15 protein-coding genes are annotated in these 16,040 nt (G+C 65.4%); 5 read left to right on the top strand and 10 right to left on the bottom strand.

Annotation, left to right across the window (positions count from 1 at the left end; translation table 11 throughout):
* Window positions 1–149 precede the first annotated feature (149 nt).
* Together GGQ88_RS05945 and GGQ88_RS05940 are read left to right on the top strand one after the other, a co-directional pair.
* Window positions 150–887 (top strand): sulfite exporter TauE/SafE family protein, encoded by a 738-nt coding sequence (locus tag GGQ88_RS05945; protein WP_246385566.1) that lies wholly within the window; start codon window positions 150–152, stop codon window positions 885–887.
* Window positions 888–951: 64 nt separating this feature from the next.
* Window positions 952–1,893, top strand: a complete 942-nt coding sequence (locus GGQ88_RS05940) for a hypothetical protein (protein ID WP_183612206.1) — start codon at window positions 952–954, stop codon at window positions 1,891–1,893.
* On the opposite strand, the gene GGQ88_RS05935 is transcribed toward GGQ88_RS05940, so the two are convergent.
* From GGQ88_RS05935 to GGQ88_RS05900, 8 genes are all read right to left on the bottom strand, one after another.
* On the bottom strand, window positions 1,890–2,255 hold the full coding sequence (locus tag GGQ88_RS05935) for a HesB/IscA family protein (RefSeq protein ID WP_183612205.1): 366 nt from the start codon (window positions 2,253–2,255) through the stop codon (window positions 1,890–1,892). The genes GGQ88_RS05940 and GGQ88_RS05935 overlap by 4 nt on opposite strands.
* Window positions 2,256–2,369: 114 nt before the next feature.
* Window positions 2,370–2,858, bottom strand: a complete 489-nt coding sequence (locus GGQ88_RS05930; RefSeq protein ID WP_183612204.1) for an SUF system Fe-S cluster assembly protein — start codon at window positions 2,856–2,858, stop codon at window positions 2,370–2,372.
* Window positions 2,855–4,147: a cysteine desulfurase gene (locus GGQ88_RS05925; protein ID WP_343057105.1), complete on the bottom strand. Its 1,293-nt coding sequence runs from the start codon at window positions 4,145–4,147 to the stop codon at window positions 2,855–2,857. The genes GGQ88_RS05930 and GGQ88_RS05925 overlap by 4 nt, the downstream gene beginning before the upstream one ends.
* Window positions 4,144–4,881, bottom strand: coding sequence for a SufD family Fe-S cluster assembly protein (locus GGQ88_RS05920; RefSeq protein ID WP_183612203.1), 738 nt, complete (start codon window positions 4,879–4,881; stop codon window positions 4,144–4,146). Before GGQ88_RS05920 ends, GGQ88_RS05925 begins: the two co-directional genes overlap by 4 nt.
* Window positions 4,878–5,621 carry a Fe-S cluster assembly ATPase SufC gene (gene sufC / locus GGQ88_RS05915; RefSeq protein WP_183612202.1) on the bottom strand — a complete coding sequence of 248 codons (744 nt, stop codon included), beginning with the start codon at window positions 5,619–5,621 and terminating at the stop codon, window positions 4,878–4,880. The genes GGQ88_RS05920 and sufC overlap by 4 nt, the downstream gene beginning before the upstream one ends.
* A gap of 12 nt (window positions 5,622–5,633) precedes the next feature.
* Window positions 5,634–6,128, bottom strand: a complete 495-nt coding sequence (locus GGQ88_RS05910) for a DUF559 domain-containing protein (RefSeq protein ID WP_183612201.1) — start codon at window positions 6,126–6,128, stop codon at window positions 5,634–5,636.
* Complete coding sequence (gene sufB / locus GGQ88_RS05905) at window positions 6,125–7,606, bottom strand: Fe-S cluster assembly protein SufB (RefSeq protein ID WP_183612200.1); 1,482 nt, start codon at window positions 7,604–7,606, stop codon at window positions 6,125–6,127. Before sufB ends, GGQ88_RS05910 begins: the two co-directional genes overlap by 4 nt.
* On the bottom strand, window positions 7,603–8,043 hold the full coding sequence (locus tag GGQ88_RS05900; protein WP_183612199.1) for an SUF system Fe-S cluster assembly regulator: 441 nt from the start codon (window positions 8,041–8,043) through the stop codon (window positions 7,603–7,605). The genes sufB and GGQ88_RS05900 overlap by 4 nt, the downstream gene beginning before the upstream one ends.
* A gap of 434 nt (window positions 8,044–8,477) precedes the next feature.
* Between GGQ88_RS05900 and GGQ88_RS05895 the strand changes: the two genes are divergently transcribed.
* The 3 genes from GGQ88_RS05895 (at window position 8,478) to GGQ88_RS05885 (ending at window position 13,164) form a co-directional block, all read left to right on the top strand.
* Window positions 8,478–9,527 (top strand): quinone-dependent dihydroorotate dehydrogenase, encoded by a 1,050-nt coding sequence (locus GGQ88_RS05895; RefSeq protein ID WP_183612198.1) that lies wholly within the window; start codon window positions 8,478–8,480, stop codon window positions 9,525–9,527.
* A gap of 11 nt (window positions 9,528–9,538) precedes the next feature.
* On the top strand, window positions 9,539–11,257 hold the full coding sequence (gene ggt / locus GGQ88_RS05890; RefSeq protein WP_183612197.1) for a gamma-glutamyltransferase: 1,719 nt from the start codon (window positions 9,539–9,541) through the stop codon (window positions 11,255–11,257).
* 89 nt (window positions 11,258–11,346) lie between these two features.
* Window positions 11,347–13,164 carry an AMP-binding protein gene (locus GGQ88_RS05885; RefSeq protein WP_183612196.1) on the top strand — a complete coding sequence of 606 codons (1,818 nt, stop codon included), beginning with the start codon at window positions 11,347–11,349 and terminating at the stop codon, window positions 13,162–13,164.
* A gap of 134 nt (window positions 13,165–13,298) precedes the next feature.
* On the opposite strand, the gene GGQ88_RS05880 is transcribed toward GGQ88_RS05885, so the two are convergent.
* Window positions 13,299–14,033 (bottom strand): response regulator, encoded by a 735-nt coding sequence (locus GGQ88_RS05880; protein ID WP_183612195.1) that lies wholly within the window; start codon window positions 14,031–14,033, stop codon window positions 13,299–13,301.
* Between the two features lie 10 nt (window positions 14,034–14,043).
* Complete coding sequence (locus tag GGQ88_RS21760) at window positions 14,044–15,984, bottom strand: sensor histidine kinase (protein ID WP_425490416.1); 1,941 nt, start codon at window positions 15,982–15,984, stop codon at window positions 14,044–14,046.
* Between the last annotated feature and the right edge of the window lie 56 nt (window positions 15,985–16,040).

The following is a 16,040-nucleotide window of genomic DNA, read 5'->3' as shown; positions in this document are numbered from 1 at the left end:
CGGTGTACCGGCGCCGCCGGGCCGCCTGATTGGGGCACCCCCCCCCGGCCCCCCCCCCCACCCCCCGTTGGGGGCCCGCTACCCCCACACCCCGCAGCACCACGCTCAGGTGTCTCGACTTCGCTCGACACGAACGGATTAGGGTCTTCTTGCTCGACCTACCCATCCTCTCGCTCGGCCTGTGTGCGCTGGCCGCATTCATCGCAGCCTTCGTGCGCGGGCTTGCTGGCTTCGGCATGGCCATCCTGCTCGTGCCCTTGCTCGGCCTCGTCATCCCGCCGGCCGAGGGCGTGGTCGTCTCCAACATGCTCGCCCTGCTCATTGGCCTTGTCGGCGCGCGCAAGGTGTGGCGCGTGGGCGAGAAGAGCGCCGGTGTGATCGGCGGCCTTGCCATGCTGCTGACGCCCGTCGGTCTCATCGCCCTGTTCGCCACGCCACCCGGCATCGCCCGCGTGATCATCGCACTGGTCGCGATAGGCGCGTTCCTTCTCATCCTGCTTCCCACCAAACCCGGACACGCGCCCGGCCCGATCGAGACCGGCCTGACCGGAGCGGCATCGGGCCTGCTGACGGGTTTTGCCGGAATGCCCGGTCCCCCGGTCGTGCCCTACTACTTGCGCCGCCCGATCCCGCGCGAAGTTGCGCGCGCCTCGATGCTCACCGTGTTCCTGCTCACATCGCTCGCCAGCACGGTTGCTGCACTTGCGCTGGGCCTGGCCACATGGCGCGATGCCCTGTTCGCACTGCTGCTGTTCGTGCCGGTGATCGTCGGCAATCACCTTGGCGCCATGGCCTTCGGCAAGGTCAGCGATCCTGCGTGGCGCGGATTCGTCGGCTTCCTCCTGCTGGTCTCCGGACTGATGGCGCTTGCCCGACTGCTGGCCTGATAACCGCAAATTAAGCGGTTTCGCGTAGATCGTCCCGGCAAGAACGCCCGAGGATTTTGAACCGATGACCCTGCACTTCCGCGCACTCGCCGCGCAAACTGCTGAAGACAGTGCCATTTCTGCGAACGAGATCCTCGCGCTGCGCCGCGCCGCATGGCCAGACGGCAAGATCGATCCGGAAGAAGCCGAAGCGATCTTTATCCTGAACGACCAGATCGCTGAACCGACCGCCGAATGGAGCGACTTCTTCATCGAGGCGCTCGTCGAATTCGTCGTCAACACCACCGAGCCGCGCGGTTACGTCAGCGATGACAACGCCCGCTGGCTGATCGAGCGCGTGAGGCACAACGGACGGGTCGAAAGCCTGACCGAACTGGAACTGCTCGTCCGCATCCTCGAAAAGGCGCAAGCCACGCCCGAAAGCCTGCGCACGTTCGTGCTAGACCAACTCGAACGCGCGGTGCTGACCGGCGAAGGCCCGACCCGCGATGGCGGCGAACTGGCCGCCGGACGCATCACCTCGGCAGAATGCGCGCTGATCCGCCGCACCATCTTTGCTTCGGGCGGCGATCGCCCCGCAGCAGTCAGCCGCGCCGAGGCCGAGATGCTGTTCCGCTTGAAGGACGCGACGCTCGATGCCGACAACGCCTCCGAATGGGAGCGGCTGTTCGTGCAGGGCGTCGGCAACTACCTGCAAGGCTGGCAGGGCGCAAAGGGCCTGTCTCGCGACCGCGCGGCCGAACTCGAAGCGTTCATGGACGACCGTTCGTCCAATCTGGGCCGCTTCTTCCGGCGCATGGCTACGACCAACGTCAATGGACTCGCGCAGGCGGCGCGTGATGTCGGCTTTGGCAAGCGCCAGCCGTCGCGCGACCCGTCAGCCGAAGCCGCGCAGGATCACGCCGTCACCGATACCGAAAAGCTGTGGCTCGACGCGCGCATCGACGCCAACGACAAGGTCGACGCCCTCGACGAGGCGCTGCTGCGCTTCCTCGAACAGGCCTAGACGGTAAAGCTCTCGCCGCAGCCGCAGCTGCCCTTGGCATTGGGGTTTGCGAAAACGAACCCGGCGGTGAAATCGTCTTCCTGCCAGTCCATCGTGCTGCCGATCAGGTAGAGCACCGATGCGCTGTCGATGAAGAACAGCCCGCCCGGCGTCTCGATCTTCTCGTCGATCGGGTTCGCCTCGGTCACATAATCGACCGAATACGCCAGCCCCGAACAACCCCGACGCGGCGTCGACAGCTTGACGCCGATCGCATCGGCAGGTGCCTCGCCCATCAGCTTGGCGATACGCGCCTCGGCACTGGCTGTCAGGATGACGGCGGCGGGGAGCGGACGGCGGACTTTGGTAGCGACTTCGGTCATCACGCAATCTCCCCCCTCCCGCTTGCGGGAGGGGACGGGGGTGGGCCTTTAGTAGATAGGGATGCGCCGGACCCATGCCCACCCCCAACCCCTCCCGCGTGCGGGAGAGGGGTATTACAACATGCCCAGTTCAAGCTTGGCGTCGTCGCTCATCTTCTGCGGGTCCCACGGTGGGTCCCAGACGAGATTGACCTCGGCATCGCGCACGCCCGGCACCGCGCTGACGCGCAGTTCCACTTCGGCGGGCATCGATTCGGCGACCGGACAGTGCGGCGTGGTCAGCGTCATCGTCACCACGACATGCGCCTCGTCCGCCACTTCGACGCCATAGATCAGCCCGAGATCGTAGATGTTGACCGGGATTTCCGGGTCGAAAATCTCCTTCAGCGCGGAAACTACGCCCTCGTAGATGTCGCCACCCGGCTCACCCGTGCCAACGCCTTGTGGCTTCTCGGCCAGAAAACCTTCAAGATAGTCGCGCTTGCGCTCCAGCTTCTCCGCCGGAGTTTCCACAGGCTCAGGGATATCGTCGACACGCGCGCGACGCGGTGCGTCGACCGCTGCGACCTCTTCGACTGCGAATTGGGGATCGTTTTCACTCATCCGAAGATCCTCTTGGTCCTCTCGATGCCACGCACCAGCGCGGCGATATCGCTTTCGTCATTGTAGATACCGAAGCTCGCCCGCGCGGTGGCAGGCACGCCGAGATGCTCCATCAGCGGCTGCGCGCAATGGTGCCCGGCACGGATCGCCACACCCTCCTCGTCGAGGATCGTGCCAAGGTCGTGCGGATGCACGCCCTCCATCGCGAAACTGACGATCCCGGCGCTGTCCTCCGGCCCGAACAGACGCACCGAATTGGTCGTGCGCAAAGCATCGCGCGCCTTGGCGACTAGCGCGGACTCATGCGCATGGATCGCGTTCAGACCGATGCCGGCTACGAAGTCCACCGCCGCGCCAAATGCGATCGCCTCGACAATCGCAGGCGTGCCAGCTTCGAATCGCTGCGGTGCAGGCGCGAAAGTGGTCGTCCCGAAGGTCACCCGGTCGATCATCGCGCCACCGCCCTGCCACGGCGGCATCGCATCGAGGATATCAGCCCGCGCCCACAGTGCGCCGATGCCGGTCGGGCCGTAGAGCTTGTGCGCTGAAAAGACGTAGAAATCGCAATCGAGCGCTTTCACGTCCACGGAGACGCGCGGCACGGCCTGACAGCCATCGAGCAGGATCAATGCGCCCACCCCATGCGCCAGCGCCACGGCGCGTTCCGCGTCGAGCAGCGAGCCGAGTACATTCGAGATATGCGCAAAGGCCACCAGCTTGTGCGCAGGCGTCAGCATGCGTTCGGCGGCGTCGAGATCGATCCGGCCGTCGTCGGTCAACGGGCAGATGTCGATCTCCACGCCCGTCCGGTCGCGCAACATCTGCCATGGTACGATATTGGCGTGATGCTCAAGCTGCGACAGCAGGATGCGATCACCAGCCTTGAGATTCTGCACACCCCAAGTCTGCGCAATCAGGTTGATCGCCTCGGTCGCGCCGCGCGTGAACACGACCTCGCCCTCTTGCCCGCCGATTAGCCCCGCCACCTTGCGCCGCGCCGCCTCGTAAGCCAGCGTCATATTGGCCGAGCGCGCATAGACCCCGCGATGCACCGTCGCGTAATCCGCGCCCATCGCACGCGCCATCGCGTCGATCACGACTTGCGGCTTCTGCGCGGTGGCGGCGGTATCGAGGTAGTGCCAGCGGCTGCCGTCGGCGTTGACGAGGCCGGGCCATTGGACGTTAAATGAGTCCCGCGCCCCCGCGGAGGCGGGGGCCTCAGGAGACGAAGCACTTCCGGGCACGAGGCCCCCGCCTTCGCGGGGGAGCAACGAGGTTTGTTCGTTCACAACACCGCCTCCAGCGCCGCCAGAGCAGCCTGTGTCAGCGCCTCTTCATCGGCAGCCCCGACAAACGCCTCGGCAATGAAGGCCTGCAGCATCAGCTTCTTGGCCGCGGCAGGCGGAAGCCCGCGCTGCGCCAGGTAGAACAGTCCCTGCGGGTCCAGCTCACCCACCGCGCAGCCGTGCGCGCACTTCACATCGTCGGCATAGATTTCCAGCTCGGGCCGCGCATTGGCCGTCGCCGTGCGGTCCAGCAGCATCGCCCGGATCGACTGCGATCCGTCCGTTCCAATCGCCCCACGCGCCACGGCCACGCGGCCAAGGTACGTGCCCGTGGCATGGCCCGCCAGTACCGAGCGCACGACTTGGGTCGAGACCGCGTCAGGCTCGGCATGACGGACTTCGGTCACGACTTCCACGGTCTGGTCTCCACCCGCGATCTGCGCCGCGCCCAGATGGAACCGCGATCTTTTACCCAACCGCACCTCGACCGCAATCCGGCCATAGGCAGACCCGGCATTGAGCAGATGCAAGTCAAACGACGCGCCGTCTTCCAGCACGATCGACAAATCGCGCGCATCGGCCGCCGCGCCATCGAGCACCAGCGCCAGCGAATCGCTCTGTCCCGCAGCAACGCGGATTTCCTGCATCGCCACCGGCCACAGCGTTTCGAGCGAGGCTATATCCGCATAGCGGAACGCCTCGTCCCTGCGCGTGGGAAGGGTCAGCAGATCGCTCACGCCGCCACCGCCTCGTAGCCCTGCTCTTCCAGCTCCAGCGCCAGTTCGGCCCCGCCGGTTCGCACGATGCGGCCACCGGCCAGCACGTGCACGAAGTCGGGCTTCACGTAATCGAGCAGGCGCTGGTAGTGCGTGATCAGCAGCACGGCCTTGTCGGGCTTGCGCATGATCGCATTGATGCCTTCACCGCAGATGCGCAGCGCGTCGATGTCGAGGCCGGAATCGGTCTCGTCGAGAATCGCCAGCTTCGGGTCGAGGATGCCCATCTGCACCATCTCGGCGCGCTTCTTCTCGCCGCCCGAAAAGCCGACGTTCACCGGGCGCTTGAGCATGTCCATGTCCATGCGCAGCAGCGCGGCTTTTTCCTTGGCCAGCTTGAGGAATTCCCCGCCCGAAAGCGGCGCTTCGCCACGCACCTTGCGCTGGGCATTGGCCGATTCGCGCAGGAACTGCACGAACGACACGCCGGGAATTTCCACGGGATACTGGAAGCCGAGAAACAACCCCGCTGCCGCGCGCTCGTATGGTTCGAGCGCGAACAGGTCTTCGCCGTTGAACGACACCGACCCGCTGGTGACCTCGTATCCGGGCCGTCCGCCGAGCGTGTAGCCCAGCGTCGACTTGCCCGCACCGTTCGGCCCCATGATCGCATGGATTTCGCCCGCGTTGATGGTGAGCGACAGGCCCTTGAGGATCGGCTTGTCGGCAACAGTGGCGGAAAGGTCTTGGATGTTGAGCATGATATCTCTCGATCAGCGCCGCGGCGCGCCATAGGAGCGGTTGGCAGGACGGGCGGGCCGTTGCGCGCGCAGCTCGTCGTAACGCGCCTTCATCGCGGCCACGGTTTCACGCGCGACGCCGGCCGGATCGGCCAGCACCTCGTCGGCGCCATAGCGGATGACCTGGATGCCGACTTCGGTCAGGCTCTTGTCGCGGCGCGTCTCGATCTCGGGCAGGGCATCGCCTTCGTCGATCATCACCACCAGCTTCAATGGCAGGCTGGCGAAGCTGGCGATGGCCGAGCCGATCACCACGTGCGACTTGGGCTTGTACTGGCCCAGATCCTCAAGTGCCAACTCCGCCGCCAACGCGGCTTGCGCAGGCGAGGGATTGCGCCGCAGCTCGCGCGCCAGTTCGTGGATCGCATCGAGCCGCGATTCGGCAATGTTCCACCCACGCCCCTTCTTCTGCAGCTTGGGCGCTTCGACGCGATCTTCGACCGGGCGGAGGGTAAGCGTCTTCTTCAACCGACTGATCCTTCAAGGCTGATGCCGAGCAGCTTCTGTGCCTCGACCGCGAATTCCATCGGCAGCTGCTTGAGCACTTCGCGCGCGAAGCCATTGACGATCAGCGCCACCGCGCTTTCCTGATCGAGGCCGCGCTGCATCGCATAATACAGCTGGTCGTCGCTGATCTTGCTCGTCGTCGCTTCATGCTCGATCGTCGCGGTCGGGTTGCGCACCTCGATATAGGGCACAGTATGCGCCCCGCAGTCCGCGCCCAGCAGCAGGCTGTCGCACTGGGTGAAATTGCGCACGCCTTCGGCACCGGGAGCCACGCGCACCAGCCCGCGATAGGTGTTGTTCGACTTGCCCGCAGAGATGCCCTTGGACACGATGGTCGAGCGCGTACGCTTGCCGTTGTGGATCATCTTGGTGCCGGTATCGGCCTGCTGGTAGTTGTTGGTGACCGCGACCGAGTAGAACTCGCCGACCGAATCCTCGCCGTTGAGCACGCAGGACGGGTACTTCCACGTCACCGCCGAACCGGTCTCGACCTGAGTCCAAGAAACCTTGCTGCGGGCGCCCTGGCACAGCGCGCGCTTGGTGACGAAGTTGTAGATGCCGCCCTTGCCCTCGGCATTGCCGGGATACCAGTTCTGCACCGTGGAATACTTGATCTCGGCATCGTCCATCGCGACCAATTCGACCACGGCGGCATGAAGCTGGTTTTCATCGCGCATCGGCGCGGTGCAGCCTTCGAGGTATGAGACGTAACTGCCCTTGTCGGCCACGATCAGCGTGCGTTCGAACTGCCCGGTGTTTTCCGCGTTGATGCGGAAATAGGTGGAAAGCTCCATCGGACAGCGCACGCCTTCAGGGATGTAGACGAAGGTCCCGTCCGAAAAGACCGCGCAGTTGAGCGTGGCAAAGTAGTTGTCGTGCATCGGCACGATCTTGCCCAGCCACTTGCGCACCAGATCGGGATATTCGCGAATCGCCTCGGAGATCGAACGGAAGATCACGCCGGCCGCTTCCAGCTCCTTGCGGAAGGTCGTGGCGACCGAAACGCTGTCTAACACCGCGTCGACCGCAACGCGGCGCGCGCCTTCAACACCGGCGAGCACTTTCTGCTCCTCCAGCGGAATGCCGAGCTTTTCATAGACGCGCAGGATTTCGGGATCGACCTCGTCGAGACTGCCCAACTTCGGCTTGTTCTTGGGCGCGGCCCAATAATAGGCATCCTGATAATCGATCGGCGGGACGCTCAGCTTGGCCCAGTCGGGCGTCGGCATGGTCAGCCAGTGGCGATAGGCCTTGAGCCGCCATTCGAGCATCCACTCCGGCTCGTCCTTCTTGGCCGAGATGTAGCGGACGGTGTCCTCGCTCAAGCCCTTGGGGCCGTATTCCTGCTCGATGTCCGAAGACCAGCCATGCTCGTAATCGGCCACTTTCGCAGCCGCATCGTGCGCGGCCTGGTCTTTCAGTTGTACGGTATCGGTCATGCCATAACCTCGGCCACGGTCGCCGGAACGGCGATGGGGCGGGACAATTGTGTGAGCGGAATGCCGGCCAGCGCACCGCGCAGCGCGGCATCGACGGCGGGCCAGTGTGGCCGGATCGCACAGGCCGATTCGAGCGTGCAATCGTGACGCCCATGATCGCTGCAGGGCGTCAACGCGATCGGACCTTCGACGGCCTCGACGATATCGGCCAGCGTGATCGCCGCCGCCGGGCGCGCCAGCTTGAAGCCGCCATGCGCCCCGCGCACCGACTTGAGCAGTCCTGCCGCTGACAGCTTGCTGACCAGCTTCTGCACGGTTGGGGCGGGAAGACCGGTCTCGTCTGCCAATTGCTGGGCTGAAACACGCGCATGACCACAATGACGCGCGGCCGCGCTCATCGTCACGACGGCATAGTCAGCCATGTTCGAAAGACGCATCGTGGAAGTCCTTGGCTCGGTCCGAGATAAAATCGGACCGATTCACTCCACTTACCTAGGCGCTCTCTCGGCCCGGCACAAGGTACGGTCGCGCAGGCCGTTGGCGGTTCAGAACAAAAAAAGGGCGGCCGAGGTCCATTAAGGTCCATCGGCCGCCTTGAAGTCGAGAACCCGATACATCACTGCACCGAGCCCTTCGGGTCGCAGCGCCTGACTACGCAGAACCCCTTGCGATGAATTGTATGGATTCGACAATTTCGGTGGTAATCCGGCAACATAATTAGCGAATTCGATGACAATTGCTGTCACTTTCGCGCAGTTCGGACTTGGCCCGATTGATCGGCAAGGGGTAGGGGTCATAGCGCGCTACATCGGATAAGCATCCGCATCGTAAACGCTGCCCCACACGCCTGCAGATCCGGAACCGATTGACTGTGACGCCTTTTTCCCTGCTGCGCCCGCTTATCTTCCGCATTCCGGCGGAACCCGCCCACCGCCTGACGATCAAGGCGCTCGCACTGTCCAGCGGGGGAAACAGGGCCGCGCCGACGCCGACGCTCGCTCAGCGAATCGGCGGCGTCGTGTTTCCCAATCCGGTCGGCATGGCCCCCGGGTTCGACAAGAACGCCGAAGTGCCCGACGCCATGCTCGGGATGGGCTTCGGCCATGTCGAGGTCGGCACGGTCACCCCGCTGCCGCAGGAGGGCAATCCCAAACCGCGCCTGTTCCGTCTGGTCGAAGACTCCGCGGTGATCAACCGGATGGGCTTCAACAACGAAGGCGCGCAGGCGGTCATTCGTCGGTTGATGCGTCGCCGTGAAACCGGCGCGCACGGCCTCCCCGGCATCGTCGGGGTCAACATCGGCGCGAACAAGGATTCAGCCGACCGCATTGCCGACTACGCGCAGATGACGCGGCTGATGGCGCCGCTCGCGTCGTATCTCACCGTCAACATCTCCTCGCCCAACACGCCCGGCCTGCGCGCGCTGCAGGACGAAGGCGCGCTTTCCGCATTACTCGATGCCGTATGCGAGGCTCGCGGTAACATGGGTACGCCAATTTTTCTCAAGCTCGCGCCCGATCTCGAACCGGACGACATCGACAGCATCTGCCGCATCGCGCTTGAAAAGAAGCTGGCCGCACTGATCATCTCGAACACCACGATCACCCGCCCGGGCCTGCGCTCGCCCCACGCGGCTGAGGCGGGCGGCTTGTCCGGAATCCCGTTGCGTCACCTCGCTCTCCAGCGTTTGCGCGATTTCCGTAATGCCAGCGGCGGCGCGATCCCTCTCGTCGGCGTGGGCGGAATCTCGACCGTCGAAGACGCCTGGGGCCGCATTCGCGCAGGCGCCAGCCTCATCCAGTTCTACAGCGCCATGGTCTACGAAGGACCCGGGCTGGCGCGCCGGATCGTGCGGGGTCTCGAGAAAAAGGTCCGCGAAGCCGGGATGACCTCGATTGCGGAAGCCGTCGGCAGCGAATAAGCCTGCCGCGCATGACCCTGTTGCGCAAACTCCACTTCGTTCCGCTCGCCGCCGCACTTGCTGCCAGCGCCTGCGTACCCCCGCCGATGGCCCCGGTGCCGCCGCCGCAGGACAATCCCGGCCTCGTTTCCGCCGCCGATCCCCGCGCGGCTGAGGCCGGTGCGCAAATCCTTCGGCTTGGCGGCAGCGCCACCGACGCCGCCATCGCGACGATGCTGGCGCTGACCGTGGTCGAGCCGCAAAGCTCCGGCATCGGCGGCGGGGGCTTCCTCGTCACCGGAACCGCAGCGGGACAGGTCGAGACGATCGACGGCCGCGAAACCGCGCCTGCCGCCGCCGGCCCGCAATGGTTCTACAAGGACGGCAAGCCGCTCACCTTCCCCGATGTCATCCCCGGGGGCCGCAGTGTCGGTGTGCCCGGCAACCTGCGCCTCGCCGCGCTGGCCCACAACAAGCACGGCAAGCTTGCGTGGCGGACGCTGTTCCAACCCGCGATCCGCCTTGCCCGCGACGGCTTTGCCATCACCCCGCGCATGTTCGCCTCGCTCGGCTACGCCACGCGCACCGCTGCCTTCGATCCGGCAGGCCGCGCGCTGTTCTACGGCGCGGATGGCAAGCCGCTGCCCGCCGGCACGCTCGTCAAGAACCCCGCGCTCGCCGCGACTTTCGAAATGATCGCCGCGCGCGGGGCCGACGCGTTCTATACCGGCACCAACGCCGAGACGATCGCCGCCAAGGTCGGCACCGCCCCGTTCAATCCCGCACCGATGACCACCGCCGACATCGCCGCCTACAAGGCCATCGAGCGCCCGCCGGTCTGTGCGCCCTACCGGCAGTACCGCGTCTGCGGCATGGGTCCGCCATCGTCGGGCGCAACGACCGTCTATGCGATCCTCAAGCAGCTCGAACGGTTCGACATGAAGGCGCTCGGCCCCTCCAACGCAGTGTCATGGCACCTCATCGCCGAATCGCAACGCCTCGCCTATGCCGACCGTGACCAGTATCTCGCGGACTCCGATTTCGTCAGCGTGCCCGTCACCGGCCTGATCGACGCCGCCTATCTCGCCGCCCGCTCAAAGCTGATTTCGGACAGCGCAACCATGCCCACGGCTCTGCCCGGCACCCCGCCGGGCGCGACGCTCGCATTCGCTCAGGCGCCGCAGCAGGAAGAACACGGCACCACCCATTTCGTGGCGGTCGACAGCTGGGGCGATGCCGCCAGCTACACCTCGACGGTCGAGAGCGCGTTCGGATCGGGCGTGATGGTCGGCGGCTACTACCTCAACAACGAGCTGACCGACTTCAACATTGTCCCCGACAAGGACGGCAAGCCCACCGCAAACCGCGTCGAGGCGGGCAAACGCCCGCGCAGTTCGATGGCTCCGACACTCATCTATGGCCCCAACGGTAGCTTGCGCCTCGCCATCGGCGCGGCAGGCGGCGCGACGATCCCGGCGCAAGTCGCCAAAGCGATCATCGGCGTGCTCGACTGGAACCTTTCCGCGCGCGACGCCATTGCCCTGCCCGTGCTGTTCGCACCGGGCGGCGACACGGTTTATGTCGAACAAGGCACTACGCTTGAAGCGATGATCACGGCGTTGCAACAGCTCGGCCACGACAAGGTCGTCGCCCGCCCCGCCTCGTTCAAGGCCAACGCTATCGAACGCATCGGCGGCAAATGGCGCGGCGCGGCCGATCCCCGCAGCGAAGGCGCAGCCGTAGCGCCTTGACCTGTTGCCGTAACGGAAGCACGCCACTAGGTTCGCATCCGACATCATGAGGCCGGACCTTCAACCGGCTCCGGGGCGAGGACCGATACGTGCAGCTTTCCGATTTCGCAGGCTTTCCCAATCTCGTCGCGATGTTCCTCGATCGTGCTTCGGCGCGCGGCGACGCACCGTTTCTGTGGGCCAAGCGCGATGGGCAGTGGCATTCACAAAGCTGGGCACAGGTCGCAGCGCAAGTCTGCCTGCTCGCCGAGAACCTGCGCGGACTCGGCCTGAACCCGGGTGACCGCGTTGCGCTCGTCTCGGAGAACCGGCCCGAATGGTGCATCGCCGATCTTGCGGTCATGGCTGCAGGGCTGGTCACCGTGCCGACCTATGTCACCAACACCGAACGCGACCACCTGCACATCCTCGACAATTCGGGCGCACGCGCGGTGATCGTCTCCACCTCCAAGCTCTCGCAACCGCTGCTGCCTGCCGCCCTCTCGGCAGCCTGCGTCGAACACGTGATCGGCATCGAGCCGCTGCGTCAGATGCAGGCGGGCAAGCTCTCGTTCCATGACTGGGCAACCATGACGAGCGGCGACGCGGCAGTGGCACGCCGCGCGGTCGATCAGCGTCTGGCGGCGATGAGCCGCAAGGACCTCGCCTGTCTGATCTACACCAGTGGCACCGGCGGATCCCCGCGCGGCGTACGCCTCCACCACGGCTCGATCCTGTGCAATGTGGAAGGCGCAGCAACCATCCTAGCCGACGATTTCGGCTGGGGCGAGGAAGTGTTCCTATCGTTCCTGCCGCTCAGCCACGCCTACGAACATACTGGCGGGCAGTACCTGCCGATCGGCATGGGCGCGCAGATCTACTATTCCGAAGGCCTCGAAAAGCTCGCCTCGAACATCGAGGAGGTTCGCCCGACGATCATGGTTGTCGTCCCGCGCCTGTTCGAAGTGCTGCGCACGCGAATCATGAAGCAGGTCGAAAAGCAGGGCAAGGTCGCCAACTACCTGATGGACCGCGCGCTGAACATCGGCACGCGCAAGGCGGCTGGCAAGAACCGCTTGATCGATGCACCGATGAGCCTGATCCTCGAACGCACGCTGCGCCCCAAGATCCGCGCGCGCTTCGGCGGGCGGATGAAGGCGATGGTTTCGGGCGGCGCACCGTTGAACCCTGAAGTCGGCGTGTTCTTCGACGCGATGGGCCTGACGATGCTCCAAGGCTATGGCCAGACCGAGGCGGGTCCGGTGATCTCGTGCAATCGCCCCAAGGTCGGCCTCAAGATGGATACGGTCGGCCCGCCGATGAAGGGCGTCGAGGTGCGCATCGCCGAAGACGGCGAAATCCTCGTCCAGGGCGAACTGGTGATGCACGGCTACTGGCATAACGATGCCGAGACCGCGCGCGCGATTCCCAAGACCGGGCCCAACGCGGGCTGGCTCCACACCGGCGATATCGGGCACCTCGACGCCAAGGGCCGCATCGTCATCACCGACCGCAAGAAGGACATGATCGTCAACGACAAGGGCGACAACGTCTCGCCCCAGAAGATCGAAGGCATGCTCACGCTCCAGCCCGAGATCGCGCAGGCGATGGTCAGCGGCGACAAGCGACCCTACATCGTCGGCCTGATCGTGCCCGATCCCGAATGGGCGCTCGACTGGTCGCGCGCGCAGGGCGAGCACTTCGACTTCAAGGAGCTACAGAACCTCCCCGCCTTCAAAAGCGCGATCCGCGCGGCGGTCGACCGGGTCAACAAGGATCTCTCCGTCATCGAAAAGGTCCGCCAGTTCGCCTTCGCCGATGAAGCGTTCGGCATCGACAACGAGGAAATGACCCCCAGCCTCAAGATCCGCCGCCACAAGATCAAGGAACGCTACGGGGCAAGAGTGGACGCGCTGTATAAGGCTTAGAAAGTGCCCACCCCCGACCCCTCCCGCAAGCGGCAGGGGGGAAGGAAGATCGCCCTCCCGCCTGCGGGAGGGCCGCGAGACTTAGTGAGCCGGAGGCGAACTTAGCCGCAGCGGGGTGGGCAACCGCCGCACAATCAGCGCCCCGCCATGGCCTTGACCCGCGCCAGATAGGTCCGCCCGATCCGCTGCACCGACCCGTCCAGCAGTTCCGCCGACCACACCCCCAGCCCATCATGCTTCAGTCCCGCGATCCGGTCTTTCCGCACGATCGTCGAGCGATGCAGCCGGATGAAGCACTCGGGATCGAGGCGCGCTTCCAGCCCCGCGATCGTGTGCAGCATCATGTAGCTGCGCTGGCCCGCATGGAGCCGCACGTAATCGCGCTCCGCATCGATTCGCTCGAGGTCTGCCGCCGCCACGCGGATCAGCTCCGAACGGTGTGGCACCCAGAATTCCTCGATCCATTCGCTCGCAGGCTTGTCGGGCGCGAGCGAGGTTTCGACTGGCGTGGCCCGCCGGACCTGTGCCCGTTCGACCGCGCGTTCCAGCCGCTCGAGCCCCACCGGCTTGAGCACATAATCCACCGCATCGCAGTCGAACGCCTCGACCGCGAAATCGTCATGCGCGGTCACAAACACCACTGCCGGACGGTTCGCCTGCCCGGAAAGCGCGCGGGCCACGCCAAGCCCGTCAACTTCGGGCATGGTCATGTCGAGCAAGACCAGATCGGGCGTCAACGCTTCGATCAGCCGCAGTGCCGCCGCACCGTCGCTGGCCGTGCCCACCACCTGCAGCGCCGGAATGCGTGAGCACAGGATCTGCATCCGCTCGACCGCCAGTGGCTCATCATCGACAATCAGCGTGCGCACACTATTCCCCTCAACAATCGTTTCGCACGATCGGCACTGTCAGCACCGTCGCGTAACCGCCCGCTGGCAGCGGCCCGCTTTCCACTTTCGCGGCATCGCCGAACCGCGCCGCAAGACGGCTGCGCACGTTGGCCAGCCCGATGCCTGTCCCGCCATCGACAAAGCCCTCGCCCGGTCCGTCGTCGGCGACGGTCAGGACAAGGAACCCGCCACCCTCACGCGCGGTAATCCTGATCGTCACCGGGCGGATCGTCGTCGAAACCGCGTACTTGATCGAGTTTTCGACCAGCGGCTGCAGGATCATCCCCGGCACGCAAGCCGTCATCAGGTCCTCAGGGACATCGAACTCGCAGCGTAGCCGCTCCGGAAAGCGCACCGCCTCGATATCGAGATAGTGCCGCTGCAGCGCGATCTCGTCCTCCAATGGCATGTCCGAAGTCGGATCGCCTGCCAAGCTATGCCGATAGAACCGCGAGATCGACTGGATCATCCGCTCGGCCTGCTCGGCGCGGCCGACCATCACCAATGCGGACAACGAATTGAGCGTGTTGAACAGGAAGTGCGGATTCACCTGATAGCGCAAGCTGCGCAATTCCGCTGCCTTCGCCGCCCGCGCCGAGAGGCCCTCGCGGTATTCCGCCGCGCGCAACTGCTCGCCATTGCCCAGCGCCAGATAGAGCGCGGCCCAGGCGATCAGCAGGAAATAGCGACCCAGCGCCACGTCGGTCAGCTGCCGCCAAAGCCCCTCGCTCTCGACGCTCTTGCGAATGATCGTGACGTGGTCGGCTCCGCGGACGTCTTCGGTCACCGCCTCGGACGGCGAAGGCTCGGGCACATCAGGCGCAGTCGCCTCGGCGGGCTTGGCGCGCTCAATACGTTGAGCCACCCGCTGTCGCACACGCTGGATATTCTGGGCGTCGCGGATGGCCCTTTCGGCCGTCCTCTGGGCAGTAACCCGGGCTCTATCGGCGGTTGCGCGCGCCATCTCGGCGGATATGCGCGCCTTCTGATCGGAAACCGCCGCCGATGCTTCGAGCGATGGGTCCTTAGGAGTCTGCGGTGGCGCGGGCGGTTCCGGTTCGGCGATCGGCTCGACCGATTGCACCTCGTCGTCGGCATCGCTGCGGATCAGATAGCCGCCGGTGCGCACTTCGGACGTGCCATCGGCAAAGCGCCGCACGATCAGGCCCGGTTGGGTGATCACCATGCTGCCGTCTTCGTTGTTTACGACCTTGGTATTCCGAATCGTCTCGGCGGCGATACGTTCGCCCATCGCCTCGAGTTCGGCCAGTGTCTCGTCGTCAATGATCGGCTCGGGCCGCGGCATCGCACGCGGAACCGGAGACGCGCGCGGTGCGGACGGAGCAGCTGCCGCACGCGGGGCAGCAGACGCGCGCGGTGCCGGCGGAGGCGGGGGCGGCTCGGGCGGAATGAAGCTTTCATCAAGCATGTCGACCAGCACATTGCCCGCCATGTCGTGGCGAATCTGCACGCCGGGCGTGCCGTTCTGACTGCGCACGGTGACAGTCTTTTCGTCGCCGGAATCAGCTCGGGTGTCAGCTTGCGTATCGTCCGTCGCGCCGGTTTGCGTATCCGTACGCTGCGAAATCCGCTCGATCATGCGCTGCTCGACCGGTGCGAAGGCCCACTGGTTGACCGCCGCCAGGGCCAGCGCTGCGGGCAGCATGATCACCAGCGCTGCGCCGCCACGAACCGCCAGCGATCGCCCGTCGAACCGGCGCAGCAGCGGCCAGCACGCCACCGTCACCACGATCCCGGCCCCGGTCACCGCCGCGCGCCGCCACAGCAGATCGGAAAAGTCGCCGAGTTCGACCACCAGACCGCGTACGGTGATCAGCAGGAAGTAGCACAGCCACAGCGCAGCCGCAGACAGGATCACCTGCCGGGCCGGAACACGCGGCACACCCGGATCGATTTGAGACGACGTCATCGCTTGCAACCTAAACGCGAACCGCCCGACGCACCAGAACGGTAGTCGGGCGGCAT

It is taken from the genome of Novosphingobium hassiacum, assembly GCF_014196055.1.
GTDB lineage: Bacteria > Pseudomonadota > Alphaproteobacteria > Sphingomonadales > Sphingomonadaceae > Novosphingobium > Novosphingobium hassiacum.
The sequence above is the reverse complement of the archived record's forward strand: the minus strand, read 5'-3'. Positions and strand labels throughout refer to the sequence as shown.

What these genes read in the sequence shown, in the direction of transcription:
- GGQ88_RS05940 (WP_183612206.1), top strand. Translation starts at nt 952, where the DNA reads ATGACCCTGCACTTCCGCGCACTCGCCGCGCAAACTGCTGAAGACAGT.
- GGQ88_RS05935 (WP_183612205.1), bottom strand. Translation starts at nt 2,255, where the DNA reads ATGACCGAAGTCGCTACCAAAGTCCGCCGTCCGCTCCCCGCCGCCGTC.
- GGQ88_RS05930 (WP_183612204.1), bottom strand. Translation starts at nt 2,858, where the DNA reads ATGAGTGAAAACGATCCCCAATTCGCAGTCGAAGAGGTCGCAGCGGTC.
- sufC (WP_183612202.1), bottom strand. Translation starts at nt 5,621, where the DNA reads ATGCTCAACATCCAAGACCTTTCCGCCACTGTTGCCGACAAGCCGATC.
- sufB (WP_183612200.1), bottom strand. Translation starts at nt 7,606, where the DNA reads ATGACCGATACCGTACAACTGAAAGACCAGGCCGCGCACGATGCGGCT.
- GGQ88_RS05900 (WP_183612199.1), bottom strand. Translation starts at nt 8,043, where the DNA reads ATGCGTCTTTCGAACATGGCTGACTATGCCGTCGTGACGATGAGCGCG.
- ggt (WP_183612197.1), top strand. Translation starts at nt 9,539, where the DNA reads ATGACCCTGTTGCGCAAACTCCACTTCGTTCCGCTCGCCGCCGCACTT.
- GGQ88_RS21760 (WP_425490416.1), bottom strand. Translation starts at nt 15,984, where the DNA reads ATGACGTCGTCTCAAATCGATCCGGGTGTGCCGCGTGTTCCGGCCCGG.